General features: G+C 55.9%; 8 protein-coding genes. 5 read left to right on the forward strand and 3 right to left on the reverse strand.

From position 1 onward, the window contains the following. The first annotated feature begins 120 nt into the window (after positions 1–120). Together RSSM_RS12280 and RSSM_RS12285 are read left to right on the forward strand one after the other, a co-directional pair. Positions 121–795, forward strand: coding sequence for a secreted protein (locus tag RSSM_RS12280; protein ID WP_008678794.1), 675 nt, complete (start codon positions 121–123; stop codon positions 793–795). A gap of 181 nt (positions 796–976) precedes the next feature. Continuing rightward, positions 977–3,850: a serine/threonine-protein kinase gene (locus RSSM_RS12285; protein WP_008678797.1), complete on the forward strand. Its 2,874-nt coding sequence runs from the start codon at positions 977–979 to the stop codon at positions 3,848–3,850. Here the strand turns inward: RSSM_RS12285 and RSSM_RS12290 are convergent. After that, on the reverse strand, positions 3,808–5,904 hold the full coding sequence (locus RSSM_RS12290; protein WP_008678799.1) for a VWA domain-containing protein: 2,097 nt from the start codon (positions 5,902–5,904) through the stop codon (positions 3,808–3,810). The two genes, RSSM_RS12285 and RSSM_RS12290, sit on opposite strands and share 43 nt — an antisense overlap. A 198-nt stretch (positions 5,905–6,102) precedes the next feature. On the opposite strand from RSSM_RS12290, the gene RSSM_RS12295 reads away from it, so the two are divergent. Both RSSM_RS12295 and RSSM_RS12300 read left to right on the forward strand, forming a co-directional pair. Then, on the forward strand, positions 6,103–9,759 hold the full coding sequence (locus tag RSSM_RS12295) for a caspase family protein (protein WP_085979998.1): 3,657 nt from the start codon (positions 6,103–6,105) through the stop codon (positions 9,757–9,759). A 196-nt stretch (positions 9,760–9,955) separates the two neighbouring features. Further along, positions 9,956–11,854: a hypothetical protein gene (locus RSSM_RS12300; RefSeq protein WP_201767197.1), complete on the forward strand. Its 1,899-nt coding sequence runs from the start codon at positions 9,956–9,958 to the stop codon at positions 11,852–11,854. Here the strand turns inward: RSSM_RS12300 and RSSM_RS12305 are convergent. Next, a complete protein-coding gene (locus RSSM_RS12305; protein WP_008678808.1) occupies positions 11,851–17,937 on the reverse strand; it encodes a dockerin type I domain-containing protein in 6,087 nt (2,028 codons plus the stop codon). The two genes, RSSM_RS12300 and RSSM_RS12305, sit on opposite strands and share 4 nt — an antisense overlap. 432 nt (positions 17,938–18,369) lie before the next feature. Here RSSM_RS12305 and RSSM_RS12310 point away from each other — a divergent pair, with 432 nt between their 5' ends. Continuing rightward, entirely contained in the window at positions 18,370–20,298 is a 1,929-nt protein-coding gene (locus RSSM_RS12310) for an adenylate/guanylate cyclase domain-containing protein (protein ID WP_063709058.1), read from the forward strand. Positions 20,299–20,411: 113 nt separating this feature from the next. Here RSSM_RS12310 and RSSM_RS12315 read toward each other — a convergent pair. Beyond that, on the reverse strand, positions 20,412–20,892 hold a 481-nt coding region (locus RSSM_RS12315), incomplete at its 5' end, for a ShlB/FhaC/HecB family hemolysin secretion/activation protein (protein WP_236621110.1).

Genomic DNA, 20,892 nt, shown 5'->3' on the forward strand with positions numbered 1-20,892 from the left:
GCCGATCGCGTTCAGGTGACCAAACGCGGTTGGATGTATCGCGATGAAGGCAACGGTTCCAACGGTTCGATTCAATGGAGGTAGTCGAAAACCATCCCTGTTGCCCGGGCGTTTGTTGTTATGCGTGCTTTCACCGGTTTGTTGTTCGTTTTGGTCGTTCCGATAGTCGCGTTGGCGACGGACGCGGAGTGGGTTACCGGAAACGACGTGAGTGAAGCTTCGTTCGTCGACACGCACATGGTCGAGGGCGATCTGACCGAGGTCACGGTGACGGACGCGTGTCCAGGGTGTCATCGGTGTCAAAACGGTACCCAGGCAAACTGCCCCTGCCATGGTGTCGATACCGATCCGGGTTTTCCACGAAAGCCCCGCTGTACCAAACCCGGTGATCGCGATCGAGGCGACTGCCCGCCGCTGCGATACCGGATGGATGATTGCAAGCGATCCGGGGATTCCCAGTGCACCGCCCCGTGGGCAATTTGCGGTCGGCCTCAAACTCGATTCGGTCGATACACGGCGTGGTTTGTCGGTGGCGGGGCAGCGTTTGCGGATGTACCGGGATTGTCAGATCTCGGCTGCAAAGATGACCTGATCGATCGGGGACGCGGTCGGTATGCCAACGGATGCGGCCAAGATGGGGAAGGCACTTGGGGGCTGGACTACGAAGGCTTCGCCGGGCACGCCAAAGTGTGGCTGAAGTACACGCGTGGGCGCAAACAAGGCGGCGAAGGGGCGTATGAAACCGACGGCGAACCCAAAGTGATTGCGAAGCTGAAGGACGTCTTGCTGCACTAGTCGTTATATGTCCGTTTCATTTTTGCCTATCTGAAAACCAAGCTGCGTCGGAATACTCGCCTGAATTGGCGAGCGGTCGAGTTTTGGCTAAGGTGAGGGGAGGCGAGACATCGCAGAGTCCCGATGAAAGTTGCCGGGGTACGCCCTCCATTCACTTTTTTGCCACTCGCGAAGACTTTCTATGATATTGCGTCGAGGCTACGAGTTCACGACCGGCTATCGATTGCAGGAGTACCTCGGCAAAGGTCAATTCGGCGAGGTTTGGCGGGCGTCCGGCCCCGGCGGAGTGTTATTGGCGGTGAAGTTCATCGATCTCGAAGGAGGTCGGGGGCAGAAGGAATACGAGGCGATCAAGCGGATTAAATCGATCCGTCACGCCAACCTGATGCCGATCACGGCGATTTGGAAGTTGGACGTCGAAGGGCAACTGATCCCTGAGCCGCACAACGATGACGAACAAACCATTGACGCGATCGATATGGAATCGCGAGGGCAATCCGGGTTTGTCGTTACGGCCGGTTCCGAGCCCGCGACGTTGGTGGTGGGGATGTCGCTCGGCGACGCGAGTCTCGAACGGTATCTGCCCGAAAAGGACGACCCCAATCCGCAGAGCCGAATTCCCGCGAGCGAACTGTTGAAGTTCATGGAAGGGATCGCGCGCGGGATGGATTACCTGAATTCTCCGGTGCACGACTTTGGTAAAGGTCCGGTGTCGCTGCAGCACTGTGATGTGAAGCCAGCGAACATTGTGCTGATTGGTGATTCGGCTGTGCTGTGCGATTTCGGGCTCGCTAGAATCCTGTCTCGCAACCAAGTCACCGCCACCGATCCGTCGGGAACGCCCGCGTACATGTCGCCCGAGGCGATCGAAGGGAAACCGTCGCGCACGAGCGATCAGTACTCGCTCGCTGTGACCTATTATCACCTTCGCACCGGCACGTTGCCTGTCGACAGCAATAGTGTTCACGGCGTTCTGCAGGCTCATATGTCAGGCCGACTCGACTTCGGTCGATGCGGTGAAGCGGAGCGTGCGGTGCTCCGGCGGGCGACCAATCGCGATTGGCGGCAGCGTTTCGAGAGCAACTCGCATTTCATCAGCACAATCCGGGACGTGATGGTAAAGTCCGGCGAGCTTTCGGCAGGACAACAACGACATCCTTTTGTCGAGCCGAGGGAACACCGCAAAGCAAGTGGACCGTCCGGTCCCGCCGCCCGCGGGATCGAAACATACGATCAAGAAGATTTGACCGACGGCGTCGTCAAGCATAGCAAGGGAGGCAGTCCGATCCTCACCGGTGCGCATGCCGATGATGCGTCGCATGACACCTATGTGGCGCAGTTTCCTGCAAACCAGACTGCGGACCTGCAGCCAAACTTTGACGCCGACGAGGTTCGGGCGGTGATGAATCCCGGCGAGACCGGGGCGAGTCACGCGCTGGCGTCGGATGGTCCACGCGACGCATTCCAGTTCGGTCATGCCGTATCCGACGAACCGGCAACAGCGAGCCCGCATAATTGGAGGAAAATCGCAGGTTCAGGGGGGGCAATTCTTGCGGTTGTGCTCGCCGCGATGTGGTGGATGCGGCCTACGGACGATGCCCCGCCTGTCCCAGTTCCGATTTTGGAGATCGGCGATGATTTGGAGCAAACCAAAAAAATGTTTGCGACCTTTGTGGATCAGCATCCGTCGTTTTTAATCGTCGAACCGAAAACGATCGACGCCCATCGTGACGCGGTTGAATCCATGCTGCCAATAAAAGTTGGTGGCCCCTTTGTAACGACGGGATACGATTCGAAACCGAAACGATGGGGCGTGGTGCCGTCAAAAGCGAACGAAAACGCCAGCAAACCAAACGCGAAGGATGCGAGCGACGCCACGGTTGCTGATCTGTTTCCCTCTGCGGACATAGTCGACGCGGCCATTGACGATCTCGGTGAGACCGTTCTCTACGCGAACGCGGTACGCATGTCCGCCAACGGCGAGTGGTTGTACGTCGGTGCCGGAGAGAGTTTGTTCGCGTGGCGCACGCAAACGTTGATTACCAATCAGGTGGATGAGTTTCCGGTGCCTCCGAGTCGACGTTGGGATTTCGATGCCAACGTGGTCGCGGTCGCGGTTCATCCTAAAAACCCAACGCTCGCCGTGGTGTCGCTCGAGGAGCCCGTTTTGGAGGTGGTCGATGCGAGCAGCGAGTCGGCGACAGATTCGGTCGCCCGCTCAGAGGTCAACGACATCGTAAAGGACCTGTGTTTCGTCGCGTCGGGCGCGGCGATCGTTGTGCAATTCGAATATGGCGAAATGGCAGCACTGAGATGGGACAACTTGATCGGAAACGACGGCACCACCGCGGCAGTACCGACGACGCCGTTCGACGTCCGGGATTGCCGCGTCATGTTTCCGAAACCGGATCCTGCATCAAAGCAAATTTGGATCGGCCACGCGAACGGAATGTTAACCAAGCATCGCATCGAAATGGGTGAACAACTCGAACTCGAGTCGGTGGTGTTGATCGATACGATTGCTCAAAAGGGCATCAGCGCGATCGATGCCGTGTACGACACCGAGGGAAACGACACCGTGATCCTGTCCGGTTCCATCGACGAATCAATTGCGTTGACGACGCCCAATGGCGAGAACGTGGACGCGCCCATGCTGTCGACCGTTGTTCCGCTCAGCAGCGGTCCGGTTCGAAGTGTTGCGTTATCGGCCGATGGCGATTGGTTTGTCGCGGGAGCGGATGGAGCGGTGTGGGTCGGCCACGTCGAACATCCACATGACTACTTGACGCGCCTGGAAGTTGGAAATGTGTCGGCAGAGAGTTTATTGATTGACGAGCAGAACGACGTGCTTATTGTCGGTCGAGGTGACGGAAAGATATCGGTGTTCCATTGGACTCATGTCCGGTTACGTTCTTTGTTGCCCACAAATCGGCCCGATGATCAAATGAAAGAACGAGACAAGCTCCCGTCACCGCCGGCGAGTCGGTTGACGTTTCAAGGAAACGGGGTCTTTCATTCGATTCCGACCAGGACATCGTTCAGCCTGGGAAGATGATTGTGGCGAGTCGTCTTGGTTTGTTCGTCCCATTGCAGCCAACGTCGCAGCAGATCGGATTCAGGACGTTCGGGCCAACCGGATAGCAAGGCGATCACGTGTTCACGCGAACGTTGAGGATCGACACTACTCGCATCGATTCCCCAATCACCCGCGTACAAACCGGACAACATCCAGTGTCCCCGTGCTTGGGTTTCTTCGGGCATCCCCGGTGCGATCATTTGCCGGTAGATTTCGATCGCGGCATCAAAATCTTTTCGCGCGATCAGGCGATAGTCTGCTTCGATTTCCAGTTGCAGAGCGGACGATTTGATTTCTTCTTTTCTTTGATCGGCCAACCGAAGCGCTGACCGGCACTGCTTCATTGCCTCCTTTGCTTGGTCCTGCTCGCCGGCACGAAAGTAGGACGAGGCTTGATTGAACGCGACGTTCGCCAGCAACCAGTTCGCCATCGGATTGGCCGGTTCGATCTGGATCGCTAGCGACGCTGCGGCTTTCGCCTGAGCCAGCATTCGGTCGGATTCGTCGCTTCCGATCGGAAGACCGAGGGCCTGTTCGAGAGCCCCCATCGCGGTTAGCAAATTCTTGACCAACGGCGGGTTCGATGAGACCGACGCGAGCCATTGATTACTGTTCCCCTTCTTTAACACCTGGTTGGCAAATTGAGAAAAGACCGCGTCCGCTCCAGGGGATTTAGCTGCTGCGGAAAGCACAACGTTCGCCAGACCATCGGGCGAGCCGTTGTGGGAGACTCGCACGATCGGACGACCGTCGTTTTTGCGGAAGGCAACTGAGGTGATTGCGGGATTGTCTTGAATCCTTCCCCATACGATGTAGTCGACACGCATGCGGGCGGCCAATCCGCGAAGGGCCTCGGGGCCATTGAGCCCTTCGGCTCGCATTCTACGAACCTGTTTCTCGACATCGAGAACGCTTTTGACGCGAATTCCTGGGATCGTTGAGAACTGCGACGCGAGAGCGGTCGCGACTTGGGTAGCGGGACGGTCGGGGCCGAACGCCATGCTGTCGAAGGGTTCATGCGGCAACACGGCGATCCGAACGACCTGCTGATTCGCCGATGGCTGTTGGTATCCCGATAGATCGGTCTGCGTGATGGGCTCAATCGCGGTGAACTCGGGTTGCGGTTGGCGTGCGACTCCTGCGAGCGCCTCGCGGATGACGGGATAGGACAGGTCGAGCACCATGCCGCCGGTTTGCGAAGCCAACCGGTCCATCACACGCCGTGTTTGGCCGATCGAGGTTTGGTAGGACTCCTTGGTATCGCTCGTGCTCGTGCAAAGGACACAGTGGATCTGTATTCCACGTTGGGATGCGAGTGATATGAGAAGATCGTCGGCGAAACGACGGGATGCTTTGGGGAATGCATCGTCTCGATACGTGATGTCATAGGGTGGTGCGTCACCGAATAGCAGAATCCACTTCGACACCGTCGGGTCTTCGCTCCACGGCAATCGCGTGATCGCCTCATGGAGTCCGAGATCCATCAACTCGTAGAAGAACGGCGCACCGCTTTCGGGACGCAATCGTTCGATCGCGCGGGTGATTGTCGGCTCATCCGAAACGAACTCGGCGAGAGGCGTTTCTACTTCACCGGAAGGCGATCCTGCATCGCGGTAGATCACCAACGCCACTCGCACCTCTTCGCCACGAAGGCGACGCAGGTCCGCGATCATTCGGTGGATGCTCTGCCGGACCCCTGACAATTCGTCGGTCATCGAGTTGGTGCCATCGACAACAATCGCTACCTCCAATTCGGTCTTTTGTTCGGCGACGTCAAGGAAATTGCGTTGCAGCAAACCCATCGTTTTCCGCTTTGGAACGGAAACCGGAGAGAACATCGTTTGCATTGCGGCGGAGACAACCGGTTCGGGTTCATCCGCACGGATCCGAGCCTCCGAAGTCAGCAGCAGTATCGTGGCGAGAGATAGAAAGGACTTTTGCAAACTGGTCATGGCACGAACCGCATCGTGAATGAGGAAGTGGCGTTGCTCCATCCGTTTGGCGGGGAAAACGCTCTCTACATAGGGTATCATAGCAGGCGACTGCAACGTTTCTGTACTGAGGGATTCATGCGAATTTTCATTTGCCGCGTATTGCCTGTCGCTCTGTTGGTGGGCGCAAACGTTCAACCCGCACGCTGTCAGTCGACCAATGTGAACCGGTTTGAAAGGGCAACACTTCCGCACGAAAGTCGACTGCCCTCGGATCCGCGGTCGAAGAACCAAACTGCAATGCCAATAAGCTCAAATTTGCCGAGCGAGTCACTGTTGCCGGCAACCGGTCGAGTTGCACGGCTGACCCAACCGCCGTTTGGAAACCGCGATGAACCGTTAGAGTCGACAAACAGCGGCGAACGTCCGAACCAGCACCTCAACAATACGCCGGTAACGATGCCGCCTGAGTCGAGTTTGCCGGGGCAGTTCGTCGGCGATCTACCCGGCGATGACGCGGCCTCCGGCAATGAGCCCCTTTCCGGCAATGACGATACTGCCGTCCCTCGTGACTCACGGGCGAGAACGGACGTGGGGGACGGGGAGGAACGCGAAACGAATGCCGACGATCGTTTCGATCAGGAAATGATGGGAGAAGATCGGCCTATCTTGCGTCTGAATTACGCCGGTCATACCGGACGAATCCGAACGATTGCGATCAGTGATGACGGAGACCGCTTGGTGACGGGCGGTGATGACAAGGATGCACATGTTTGGCAAAGAGACCCTCGGGACAATCGAAAGTGGATTCATCAACGTGCAATTCGTTGGCAAGTTTGGCGTGGCCCACGCGGGGCGATTTATGACACCGATATCTCGAGCAACCGCGTGGCCTTGGCCGGCTACGGTGCAATGGGAGGAACCGGAGAAGTATGGGTGGCCCGTTTGTCAAACGGCAAATGGATTCGAACGCTGTTCGACTATGAGAACGCACATCGGCAGGCGGTTGATACTGTCGCGTGGGCTGATGATGGGAAGAGACTCGCGTCGGCTGATTTAGCGGGACGCGTTGTTGTTTGGCAACCCGATCAGTCGACCGGCCTGTGGAAATCACTCAACGTCGTCGACGAAGATCGAGGTCGCTTGAGCGAGTCGGATGCAAACCGACTTCGTAGCTTCCGTGGTTTTCATCCATTGGTATGGTCAGGCGATGAGATCGTGTCTGCCCACTTTGTGCGTTTTCATTCCGGGGCGGTCCCATACCCGGTCTGGCAATTGAAGGCCACACGATCGGATGGCGAACGCACGCGAATGGTTTCCTCGGCCGAGATACCCGGGCTGATTACCGACCTCGATGTTTCCGGTGATGGCAACACGGTTGCCGCGGCGTGTTATTCCACTCGCAGCGTACGGGTCTATCAGAAATCTCCCGCGGGTGATTGGTCTGCCATGCGTGAAATATCGGTCCCGGGCCGACCGCTGTGGGTTCGGTTGCAATCCGATGGGACACATTTGATGATTGCGACAGAAGCAGAATCTGGAGCCAAGCCGTTGTCTGCCTCGGTTTCAATTCATGATCTGCGATCCACGACATCGGCCGTGTTATCACAAGTGTCGCTAGCTGAAACACCATCGGCAGGAATTTTTGATCCGATCGAAGGAACGGTCATTCTCGCGGTTGGGGCGCGTTTGCAGATTCATTCGCTATCCGATGAAGGTGCAATGGCCCGGACACCGACTCAGATTATTCAAACACCGACATCGCCGATCACCCGCATCGCGGTGGCGAAAGGATCGGGAACGCCTCGCGTCGGGATTTCCCGATCGAATGAGCAGGGCAAACGGATTGAGGAAGCGTTTGATCTTCGTCAGATGTCGCTCGATACACGCCGGGGCGATGATGAGAGTTTTGATGACGACGACTACCTCACGCCGCAGCGACTTCCGCAAAAATGGTCGCTGCGTTCGTCCGCTGATGCAGTCAATACGTATGATTGGTATGTCGACGATTCGCGAGTCGGCCGATTCGAACTCAATCCCAACCGTCATGGCAGACCGGTCTCGATTAGCACGTTCAATCCGCCCGAGGGCGAGGACGCGTTGTTGATCGTCGGGACCGATGGCAGCAACGGTGTCTACGTATACTCGATTGCAAAGAAGACAAATCAAAAGACGATTTCGACGCCCCGTTTAAAACGTTGGTTCCGTGGGCATTCCGGTGCGGTACGTTCGACCTCTGCGACAGGCACCGGAGACTATTTGTTTTCAGGCGGAGACGATGGGTTGGTCAACGCATGGAACCTGAAGGACGTGTTGACCGCATCGGATGGCGTCAACCGGTGGGGTGGCGAACTCGATGCCGATGCAATCGTCGATGAGATCGACGAAGCCGGTCCGTGGTACTTTCGAGGAGTGCGAGTTGGTGATCGATTGATGCGAATTTCTTGGCCGGGTGAAGATGGGAGCGACCGAGATGCGACCAAGCCCAATGAAATTCTGGACGCGTTGCAGAACGTTCCGTTGGAAACACAGGTTGTGTTTGAGTTCGAGCGTCAGGGGGAACTGATCGGTAGGTTCCAAATGTTTCCCGCGTGGTACCCGTTGGCGACAATAATGATTGATGCCCAGCGTGAGTGGGCGTTGTGGACGCCATCGGGGATCTATAACGCATCGCTGATGGGAAACCGGCGTTTTGGTTGGCAGCTCAACCGCGGGCTTGGCGAGGATGTTGATTTCTACACGGCAGACCAATTCGAGAAATCGTTGGAACGTCCCAACGTCATGCGACGGCTGTTTGATGCCGGTAGTTTGGCCTCCGCGATGCGATTGTCTGTAGGAGGAGGCCCGCCACCGGGAGAGAATGCGATCGTGAATCAAATTCGCACCCGCCCGCAAATCGAAATCGTAACGCCGGAAGATGGACAAATTGTCCTAGGCGATTCGCTCGGTGTGACCGCACGTGTTGTCGAAACGCCCGGTGTGCCTCTGGCGATGGTTCGCGCATTCGTCGACGGAATTCCGGGCGAAGAAATTCGCCGCGATGTTGATGAGTTTGAATGGCGGTTCCGTTTGCCTCGTCAGGGAAGAATGGAACTGAAGGTGATCGCGGTTAGCGAAAGCGGTTCGTCGAGTTCCGAATCGATTTGGTTGTCGCGACCGAGTGAAGACATCGAGACGCCCACTCTGGTGAAGCCACGGATGCATGTTTTTGGGGTTGGCGTTGGCAAATACGCGGACGCCAATATTCAGTCGCTCGATTTCCCGGCGGCCGCCACGACAACGGTCGCCAATACGTTTCGTGACCTTGCGGGAAAGCACTACGAGGTAACGACGCAGCAATTGGTTGACCGCGACGCGACGCGTCCCTTGTTCAACATTTACGCCGAGGCAACCGTGCAACAGTTGCGAGAGAAGGTCGGTCCGGACGATGTTGTCGTTCTTTACTTGTGTGGTCATGGACTGCGGGACCGTCGCACAGGCAGGTGGTATTTCGTGACCGCCGATGCGTCGTATCGCGATCTGATGGACGACCAATATCAGGACTGTCTATCGATGTCTGATTTGTCTCATTTCTCGAGTTTGCCGTGCCGAAAATTGGCCATTTTGGATTCGTGTCATAGTGGTGCGGTGCAAACGAGTCTTCGTGGCGACGATCTCAAGGCGGCGCTTCGTCATTTGCAACAGGACCGCGTCATCACACTGACCGCGAGCGAAGGCGGCGAGGAGGCAGCCGAAGTCGCCGAGACTGGGATGGGGCGATTTACATATCGATTCGTTGAAGCCCTCCGGGGTGCCGCGGACCAGGATGGCAACGGCATCGTTACGCTCGACGAGACGTATCGTTACGTCAGCGAGACCGTTTCCGCGGACGCGCGGGCTGACTCGATGCAACAACACCCCACAGCGAGTCCGGTCGATTTGATTCAGCGGCTCGATCTGCCGTTAACGTCGCTCTGAACCGTCAATGCTTACCAGCCTTCGCTAAAGTTCGGATCCGGAACAGCTTTCGAATAAAGTGGTGGATTGGCAAAGTTGACCGGTTTTCCGGGTTGTTTTGATTGCTCCTCTAAAACGGGGGGTGTCGATATTAACGTCACAACGCTGTTGTATCTCAGCCGCAGCGGCAAGTGTGACGCTTTATCGAGGGTGGACTGTGACTACAAGTAAACCGGTGCGTGGTAAGAAGGGAATGAGGCTTTCTCGCCGTGCGGTCCTTGTCGCCGCGATGGTGGCCGCTCCGTCGTTTCCTTCTGGCGTCGTGGCGGGAGATGCGCACTGGGTTGGCGACTGTCCGCCGCCGGTTGTTGTGTCTTCGCCCGATGGTGTCCCGTGCGTTCCCGGTGATTCGACGCGTCTGAACCCTCATGTTTGGAATGGCGATCCGAATTGCCCTCCACCTCCGTCGTTGGTGCCATCACCGAGACCGATTGAGGGCGTCGCGCCGATTCCATTGATGCCGCCTGAATCTACGCCTGGTCAGACGACCGATGATTATTTTCGTCTGGACACGGATTCTCCATCGTCGCCGGATGCATCGTCGGTTCCACCACAGGAATCGCAGCCACCATCGAGTTCGCCGGAATCGTTTTCTCAGCAGGATGATGCCGCACAACAGACGCCGGACCCTTTTGCCAACGCAGCCCCCGTGGATGCCCCGGCCGCCAACAACACTGATTTCAACAACATCAGTGCATCGGACTTGTCATCCTCGTTTGCGAGCACGCAGAGTTCGTTTAGTTCTGCACCAACGATCATCGGTGACTTCCAAGGTGGCGGACTGGCGCAAATCAACGCAACGATCACGCAAGCCTACTCGTTTCACGCGACAGGGACGCGGGGGGCTCTGCCAACGTTCGACCGGCTCGGAGGTGGCGGCTTCAATCCGGACGTGCTCGCGGCGTCGGGAACAGGGCAATCGATTGGTGGAAGCGCGTTTACCAATCAGTTTAGCATTGTCGAACCGATTCCACCGACGGATGCCGATCTGGCGCCGAGTTCCGGATTCCTCTTTCAAGGAGGAACGGCGACCTACACCGAAACCAACGCAACTCAAACAGCGAGTACCGCCGACTACACCGACTTGGGCAATGGCGACCAGTGGTTCATTGAATATGAATACCAACAGGTTATTGGCGGATCGGAAGGGGCGGTCCGTCCCGCGCCCAGTCCCGGTGTTTCGGTTCGTCGCGTGAAGATATCTGAGAACTTCAGCCCTGAGGTTCGTGATCGAGGGTTCGTCAACTACAGTTTCTTCAACGACACGTATGGTGGACTCGGGGACATTAGTCGTTTTGTCGTTGGTCTCGAGAAAGTGTTGGTCGATGATCTGGTTTCGATCGAGTTACGGTTGCCGATCGCGGCGACGTACGCCAGCTATCAGAACCTCGATCAGCCAGAAGATCGCGACATGGAGATCGGCAATTTTACTTTGATTTCCAAGTTTGCTTTGTTGCGGACGGAACGACTGCTTTGGTCCGGTGGGTTGGGGATTGGCACGCCGACTGCCGACGACACGCGTTTCACCATGCGTGGTCACGATATCATTCAAATTCACAATGAGTCGGTTCAGATCCAACCGTTTACCGGATTGTTGTGTCGTCCCAATTCAGACTGGGCATTTCAGGCCTACATGCAGCTCGACGTCGCAGCCGGTGGTGACCCGGTATACGTGAACACCAATTTGTCGAATCCGAATGCGGGCAATTTGAACTACGCTGGTGATTTTCGTGATTCAACGTTGATGCACCTCGACTTCGCCGCTAGTCGCGGGGTGTACCGGAACCGAGACCAGCAAGCACGCCTCAACTCGATTTTGGCAAACGCCGAGCTTCACTACACCAGCACGCTCGAAGGCAGCGATACTGTCAGTGCCCCGAACTTCACGTACACGAATCTGAAGGATCAGTTTGACATCGTGAACGCCACGTTCGGTTCACACTTTGTGTTCAACAACGGATTGATCGTGACACCCGCCATGTCAGTGCCACTGCGTGATGGGCTCGACGAGCAATTTGACTATGAGGCGATCGTTCAAGTGAACTACATCCGCTAGAACAGTTGGTTCGGTTCGAGCATCAATTCGTCAACGACGTCGGTGTGTCGATCGTCATCGCTGTTTACCATTGCGGAAACAGGTAATGGTTCAGACGCGGACTCCGATTGTTCGCTGAGAATCACGTGATTGATTACCATCAATGCGTCCAGGGCTGTCACTTTTCCGTCGCGATTGACGTCTTTTCTCGATGGCAACTGGACTGTGGTTTGCGATGTTGATGATGAATCGCTTTCGATCGACGTTGCCTGCAACGGTTCTGCCAACCCCGCGTCATTGGCGTTGATCTCGTTGATGATTTGCAACGCGTCGACCAAAGTAACTCGTGAGTCTTGGTTGACATCAAGGTTGTTGACATCCGAGGACGGATTGAAGTCAGCGACTGCGGTGACGTTCGCGTTAACGGTGACGGTCTTTTGATCCAATCCGAGGCGAAGGAATGTGGTAGTTCCTCCGGATTGATCGTTTGACTGTTCGGCAACGACGAGATCGCTCTGAACATAACTGTCAACCGACGCAAATGCGACCGCGGCGGGATTGGTGACCTCGCTGGTCGATTTCGCCAGGAAGAAATTCCCATCTCCATCGTTGAGAAGCAAGTCAATCGTGCCGGCTGCCGGGCCGATGCTACCTGACGAGGACGTGCGAGGTAGATTGCGAACGACAGCCAAATCGATTTGCTCGTCTCCGTTGATATAGCCGGCAGCGATCTTGCTGGTGCCTGCCTCCAATTGGAGCGAACTCCGCTCGGTGATTCCGTCGGCACTGATTGAGTAGGTCGTGACCAAGCCGTTTGTGCCGAGTACAACCAGTTCATCGCCAGAGGAATTGGCGAGATAATCGACGTCCGCCACCGCGGTATTAATTAGCCGTGATGACAACGGAACGTTCATCGGGCTCGAGAAGCTTCCATCGCCCTGATTGAGCCGAACTTGCAGGCTTCCGAAACTGCTTGCCCCAAACCCGTACCCGCCCATGACGATGTCACGGTGGCCGTCGCCGTCGAAGTCTCCCGAGTTGACGAGGAGGGCACCGTCGGCACTCCCGATTGTGCTCACGGTTGAGGATCCGCCGAACTTCAAATGGAAACTGTTGCTGAGGTAGGATGCGACAAGGACGTCTGCAAGGTTGTCGCCGTTGAAGTCGTCGACGATCACATCGATCGGCCCTTCCCCCGCAGTGAATTGATCTTGATTTCCGTTAGTATCGAACGTGTAAACCGCACCCGGATTTGTCTTTAACAAACCGTTGTCCGCGGTGGTCTGGCCGACGCCATAGGCGGCGACTGCGATTGTGCTAATTTTGCTCGACGTACTACTTTGGAAATAACCCCACGCGTGGACCGCTTGAGGCCGATTACCGAGCGGAATCGAAACTAACGGCATGGACAAGTCGAAAGACGACACGATCGTTAGATCTTGACTGTTCTCTGCGACGGTCAAATATTCATCGAGTCCGTCATCGTTGATGTCATAAGCAAACGCATCACGAATCACCTGGCCTAACTCCACGCCGGTTTCGATGTTCGGGAATGTTTCCGGCACGGCTAAACAGGAAGAGTCCGGTACGATCAGGGTCACGGTTTGATTTCCGCTAGGCAGGGTATCAAACGTGTAGTCACCACTGGTGTTGGTAGTGACAAACGTTTCGTTGGAATCATAGAGACCGTTGTTGTTCGCATCGATAAAGACACGTGCACCTACCGCTGCTTCATCTAGGTCTTCCGTCCCATTTCCGTTGGCATCGCAGTAGACGTGTCCGGTGAGCACGACGCCTGCTTGAGTGATCGTCGTTGTGACGGTGTCACTGTTGTTGAATAAATTAGTGTCGGTGGTGCTCGACGACACAGTGGCGGTATTTGTCAGGGAGCCAATGGCACCAGCATTGACCGTGGCCGTGATGACAAACTGAGCAACGCCTGCTGGAACCAGTCCGGTCAGATTGCCCACCACGATTTGGCTGTCTTCGGACAACGGCCCATTCGGTCCAGAACCGCTCACAAAGGTGACGTCCGATGGCAGCACGTCATCAACGGTCACGTCGGTAGCGTTCGATGGGCCGTTGTTCTGAACAAAGATCGTGTACGTCAGCAGTTGTCCGGGGACCGCAGCGACGGCATCGACCGTTTTGCTGACTGCAAGGTCCGCTTGAGGTGTCAACGTAACGGTCGTACTGTCGGTATTGTTGGTGGTATCGATATCCGATCCGCCCGACACCGAAACCGTAGCTGAATTAGTAAGTGTGCCAATGGTCGCTGCAGAGACATCGGCGGTGATCGAGATAGTTCGGATTTGTCCGACCGGGATCGATGAGTAGGTAACAAAAGCCAATCCGGTTGAATCATCGAAATCGGACGTGGTCGCACCGGGCGCGTCTAGTGAAACCAGGCTCATTCCCGCAGGCAACGTATCACTGACGCTGACCAAAGACGCGTCGGTGTTGCTGTCGCTGTCGTGCCCTACAGTGATGGTGTAGACAACGCGATCCGCACCAGGCACAGCGGACGAACGATCTGCTACTTTTTGGAGCGTAAGGTCGAGAACGGACGCTAACACGTCGTTGTCAACGAGGTTGCCGATGGCTTGCACCGTCGATGCGTCGAAGAACGGTGAGGTAGTCGAGGCGGTTACCGAAAAGGTTTCCGTCGGTTCGATGTCACTATCGTCGACGATCGAAATGTCATAACTTTGGCCCAATACGTCTCCGGCAGCAAACGAGAATGATGCCGAGTTTGCGGATAGGTCCCCGGGAATGTTCGCCGGGTTGCTGCCACCGGAAACAAGATTCGCACCGATAGTGACTGGTTCCGGTATGGCACGGTCAGGCTGGACGAACACCGTCAGCTGACCGTCACCTTCGTCAGCCGAAATGTCGAATTGCGACTGCGCGTTCGTTATCGCGATGGAAACAAACTCGTGGGCGCCCACGTCCGCGTTCTGGTCGAGGCTGCTCGAGCGAGAAACGCCTCGGGCGTCGATTATGGTTGAGAAACTGTCGACCCGGTCGTGCACCTGAGGGATTTTCGACGACGTTGAACGCGTTTGAACGGTTCCTCCGTTGTCGGCCAGTGGCAACAGGGGAGTGTCGAACATCAGAATGTCCGTTGGATCGTCGAGTCCTGGAGGAGACGAGTTATTCGTGTTGTATCCAAGCGAGTTGAATGAGAACGTTGGATCGAAAACCCCCACTCCATCGGCAAACAGCGTCGCGAACAGATCGATGGAAGCCCCCGTGGCAGTGATGTTGGACGGGAAAGTTGGGTCGGTGTTGCTAGCGAAAGTCGAGAACGCGATACGGCGAGTCGCGCCTGGATCGGTCGTGTTGTAGAGCAATCCTCCGCCCGTACCGGTGAGAGATTCGTTGTCGCTGATCGTGACGTTGGTGAAGTCCAATCCCGCTTCGATCAACCCCACGCCACCACCGTCCTGGGTCGCGACGTTGTTGTCGATAGTGACTCGGTTTGCTGTCAGCACTGGCGTTCGTTGGACTCCTTGAATACCGATGCCGCCGGCACGCCCACCCACTGGCACGGACGAACCGTTTCCGGTGACGGTGGTGTCTGTTAACGACAGATCAACGTCGGCAACACCAATTCCTCCGGCGTCGCCTACGGCGGTGTTATTTTGAATCGATGAGTTCGTGATCGTGATTGAACCGTTCACTGAGTTGCCGATCGCAGCGATGCCTCCGCCTGCACCCGCCGTCGGGAACGGTACCGCGGTCGAGATCGTGGAGTTATTCTCGATGAGTACGGAATCTAAGGTCAGGTTTGGATTGACCGCTGCCAATCCGCCACCACTCGGTGCCGAGTTTTCTCGAATCGTAACACCCGAAATGCCAATTGCCGGTAAGTTCGCCGGATCAGTGGCGACGGTCACGATCCCACCGCCACCCTCGTTGTTGAGTATGCCTCCAGTAACCGTGTTCAGTTCATAGAGTCCACCTGATATCGAACCAGGGTTGTCGACGATTTCCAATCCGCCACCACCTGAGTTTGCTTGGTTCGATCCAAAGTACGTATCGATGATCGAGAAAACCGGGCTCGTTATCCCGGAACCAAGCAAGTACACACCACCGCCACCACTGTCTGAGCCGAGCGCCTGATTGCCTGACACGGTCGTCGACGTAATCGTAAGTGCGCCTCCATCGACATACACACCTCCGCCGCTCTCACCGGCAACGTTGCTGCTAATGATCGATGACGAAATTGCTAGAGAGCCTCCGTCGGAGTAAATGCCCCCTCCTTCAAAACTCGAAGTGTTTGAAACGATCAAGTCAGAGTCTTGGATCGTAAGGCTCACATCCGAAGCGTAGACACCGCCACCGAGACTTGCGGTGTTGTTGGAGATCTCGACACTGTCGATGATTGCCGACGTGGTCACACCACTCGTTGAGTTTTCGATGTAGATCCCACCGCCGAGGCCGCCTGAGAGGTTCGCTGTATTGTCGTGAATGACCGCTTGGGTGATTGCGATCGATTCGAGTTCACGCAGTTCCAACCCACGGCCTTGTTGATTTGTGTCGATGTCGACCCCATTTATGGTCAAGGAGTCACTTAATCCGTCGCCACCGTCGACGATCAATGACGCTTGGTAGCCGGGGTCAAGAGTTGTGATGTCGATTACATCGTCTCCACTGCCGCTGTTAATTGTCAGTGAACGTGACGGGTTGGTGAATACAACAGATTCTCCTAAGGTCGAATCGATCAGGTTTGCCCCGTCGACGTTCTGGGCATTGGAGAGGCTGATGGTTTCGCTGCCCCCCTGGAAATTGAAGATCCGATCGGATGCGTCGAGATTATCAGCGATGGGTTCTAATCCGGTGTAGCTGACCAACGCACCGTCGATGTCGACCGATCCGTCATTTGGATTTAGGAACGTGTGGGTAATCATGCTCGTTGATCCACCGGTGAGGGACAGCTCATCGCTGTCTCCGATTCCCCCGCCTCCATTGAAGATGAGTCCATTGACCGGAATGGGATCTCCCCCTGACAAGTCAACGGTCAGTCTATCGCTGCCGCCGAGGGCATTGATCGTCAGTTCGTTGATGCTGCCCTGAATATACGACCGCATGAGAACAGAGTTGATAAATACTTCGACTCGAGGTGGCGATTGTAGCGAGTCGAGAGACACAAGAATCGAGTCATCCGAATCGGTTCCCGCGATGATGTTGTCTGCAATCTCTGTTAGTGTCACATCGTTTCCGTCACCCCCGGTGTAACTGATGGAAAACGGGAGACCGCCAACGTCGACCGTGCTTCCTTCAGGCAGGCCTGCGAAGGTTCCCGAGACGGCATCGATACCATCGTTGGAAATGATCTCGATTGTTTGCCCCACGTTGGTCGCCAATGAAGCGGAAGTGACTAGCGTTGCTCCATTGAGCGTCACTGTCCCCGTTACGGCGATTTGATCAAAATCGATTCCCGGAGTGGTGTCAAAGATATCGACGTTGAATGAGGAGGTGTCAGAGAACGTCAGGTTCGCATCGATTGCCAACGTGCCCGGTGTGTCATCTCCTCCAACGGACAGTTCGCCATCGATGGCGAGCGTCTGGGCGGTGAAGCTCGCTGAGCCGATGTCTCCGGTTCCTGGCGTCGTGATCTGCCCCGCAGGTGAATTGAGCGAGATAGTGCCGCCGTTGGCATCGATCGAGATGTCAGCGATGAGTATCCCACTATTTGCGGTGGGCGTCAGGCCAGCATTGAAGGTGACATCAAAACTGCCAATAGGCGACGAGATCGAACCGGATGACAGTATCAAACTGTTGTCGGCATTAAACTGAAGAAACAGGCCGGCGTCATTCGCGACGTCGATATCCCCTGAGTACGAGATGTTCCCGCTATCGGTAGATCCGAGTTCCTCTGTTTCCACGATCACGTTGAATCCGGAACTAAGATCCGATTCCAAATCGAATGTGGAAATCTCCGCGAATCCAGGACCACTCGTTCCGGCGATGTTGGGACTGTACGTGACCGTGTTGGACGGAAAATCTTCGGCCCTGGTATAGCTAAATGCATTCCCAATCGAGCCGACAATGACATCACTGGCGAGTAACCGACGTGACTCCAACGATTCCAAACGCAATCGCCTCGATGATTTCCTGCTTCGTGCAGATCTCGGGCGAGATGGAAGGCGTTTTTGACGACTCATATTAGATTCCAGAAAAGCGACCAAAAAGGCCGAGTAAAATGCAATGGCGGGGGGGCCCGTTGAGGGTTTTTGCGTCCCCCAGTAAAGTTGGGATGAGAGTTGGCCGCAACCAGGTATTTCGCGCAGTTTGGTAAATTCAGCGGGGCGTAAACGTTCCTGAATCTCGAAGAGGCAATCTGATACCGGACGCTAGAAACGGTAGGCAGGGACGTCCGCCTCCACGCATGGGCAAACGGAACGGCCAATACATTCAGCCGCTGATTGCTGCGTTCTCTCTCAGTGGACACTGGATTCCAGGTTGGAGCACGAAAGAAGCGGCTTCGGACGCCTGGAGTCCGCTCATTTTCATTTCTCGGACATCCACCTTTGAACCATTTTCGATTCGCTGTATTCCGTGATGGGAGAGAAGTATTTGCAGGGAAACTTCCGCTGCCTGTGGAATTGGGGCGGCAGCGAGAAGATGACACGAGCGTGTATGCCGTCCAGGACCTGGGAGGTCGGTATCGCGTTGCGATCACGCCGTCGGATGTCCTGTCGGTCCCTCGTGAAGCGTTGCTGGTCGAATCCGAGCCGGGAGGCATCCGCATTCGGAATATCCATCGCAACCTCACCTTTGAAATTGGCACGCCGCCGCGGCCGTTTGTGCCCGGCGAAAAATTCGCCTGCATGCAATCGGTGATGCTCGAGCTGCCGAGCGGGTTCACGCTGTCTTTTGATGTCCCGACATCTGTGATCGCGGCGATGCCGGATCCTGATGACAACGATGATACGTTGCGCACCATGCAGTGTTCGTTTGATGAGTCGGAGGCTGCAGAAGAGCCGGCGAGCTTGAACGCGTTTTTGCAAGACGAACAGAGCGTTGATCGTGGCAAAATGATTGTGGGGTTGGTCAACAAGGCACTCGAGGTCGTTCAGAAGTCAGCGGGGTCGGATGAGTTCCTGGAGACGGCGGCAAAGAGTGCTGCGCAAATGATCTTGCTCGACAACGCGTATGTGATCCTGCGAGATGAATCGACATGGCGCGTGGTTTCCTCCTATTCGCGGCAGCAAGACTCTTCATGGATGCAGGAAGACCAAGAAGACCTTGCGATGGATCTGCCCGTGGGGAGTACCCAAATTTTGGCGCGGCTGTTGCGTGATCGACAGACGGTGGTGTTTGAGCCAAAAAGCTATCTGCACACAGCTGGCTCGTCGCTGTTGTTGCTAGACCGGGCGGTTGCTTCGCCATTGTTGGACGCGGAACGAAACATCATCGGGGTCCTTTATGGCGACCGGAAATTAGCGAGTGATTCGAACGATGTACCCATCGGTGATTTGGAAGCGGCACTCTTGGAAGTGATGGCCGGAGCGGTTTCGGCGGGGATCCTCCGCGAACGTGAAGAACAAGGTCGACGCCGTGAACAGGAACTGCGATCGTCGATGAACCAGTTCTTCTCGCCGGAAGTGCTCAGTCGACTTCAGAAAAATGAAAACCTGCTCGAAGGACGTGACGCCGAAGTTACCGTGCTGTTTTGCGATATCCGCGGTTTCAGCTTAATCAGCGAACGAATAGGGCCACGCAAAACAATCCAGTGGATCAATGATGTGTTCACGACGCTTTCCCAATGCGTGCTCGATACCGATGGGGTCCTCGTCGATTACATCGGTGATGAGCTGATGGCAATGTGGGGGGCGCCCGACGTGCAATCTGATCATGCGGCGAGGGCTTGTTGTGCCGCGCTCGCGATGGTCAGTCAGATCGAAACGATTCGCGAACGATGGAAACAGGTTACCCCGGAACGCTTCGGAATCGGGATCGGAATCAATACCGGAATGGCTCAGGTTGGCAACACGGGCTCATCCATCAAATTTAAGTACGGACCGCTCGGCAATACCGTCAACATTGCCAGCCGGATTCAAGGCATGACCAAACAGTTCGGTGTGACGACTCTCGTGAGCGGATCGACGCAGGAGTCTGTGATGGGAAACCCACTGAGGACCGCAGGGAACGTTTATACCAATCTGCAGTTCCGGCGAATCGCCGAAGTACAGCCGGTCGGGGTAACGTCTCATCTCCTCATTCACCAACTCTCCAGCGACCCCAATATTGGCTGGGTCGAAATGCGTGACCGATACGAACAAGCTCTCAACGCGTACTGCCAGGGACGCAGCACCCAGGCAGCGGCGGAATTGATCGACCTCGTTGCCGCTTTCCCCGAGGACGAGCCGAGCCTGCTGCTGCTGCAAAGAGTTGTGGATTCCATTGCCGCCAAAGAATCCAAAATCGACACCGTCATCCGATTGCAACGCAAGTAGAGTCAGTGGAGGAACGTCGCTTCTCGAACACTCTTCGTGAACCGCAACGCAGCAAAGTTGCTGCGAAAGCTGGTGTTGCAGGAAGCTCCGTCGACCTCCGCGATCGTTGCTTTTTACAATCGTCGGCCTGGGATCCAGGTAAGGCCTAGGTGGGCTCGGTCGCTTCGTTCGGCTGCGTCGATGTCTTCGATTCCGAAACCGTAATCGAATCGCGCGATTAATCGATCGCTCATCTGATACCGCAGACCAACGCCGGTCGACAAGGCAAACGTGTAGGCGTCTTCGCCCGGTTGAGGTTGGTCGACGTAACCATTGCCCATGTCGACAAAGCCGTAAGCTCGCAGTGTTTGGGGCTCTTGAAGGGTGCCGCACCGATAGGTTTTGGGACCGAATTCGAAATTGGCGATCCAGCCGTGGTCCGCATTGTAGGCTCGGCTGTCGGTGCCACGTATGGTGTCGAATCCACCCAAACCGAGCGTCTCGCTGAACAGCAATCTCTCTGAAGAAACTTGGCCATTAAACCGCGAGGTCAACATCCAATCGTCTCGTATGATATCGGCTCGTTCGTATCTCATTCGGCTGTAAACGAAATCT

The sequence above is a fragment of the Aporhodopirellula sallentina SM41 genome, assembly GCF_000346505.1.
GTDB lineage: Bacteria > Planctomycetota > Planctomycetia > Pirellulales > Pirellulaceae > Rhodopirellula > Rhodopirellula sallentina.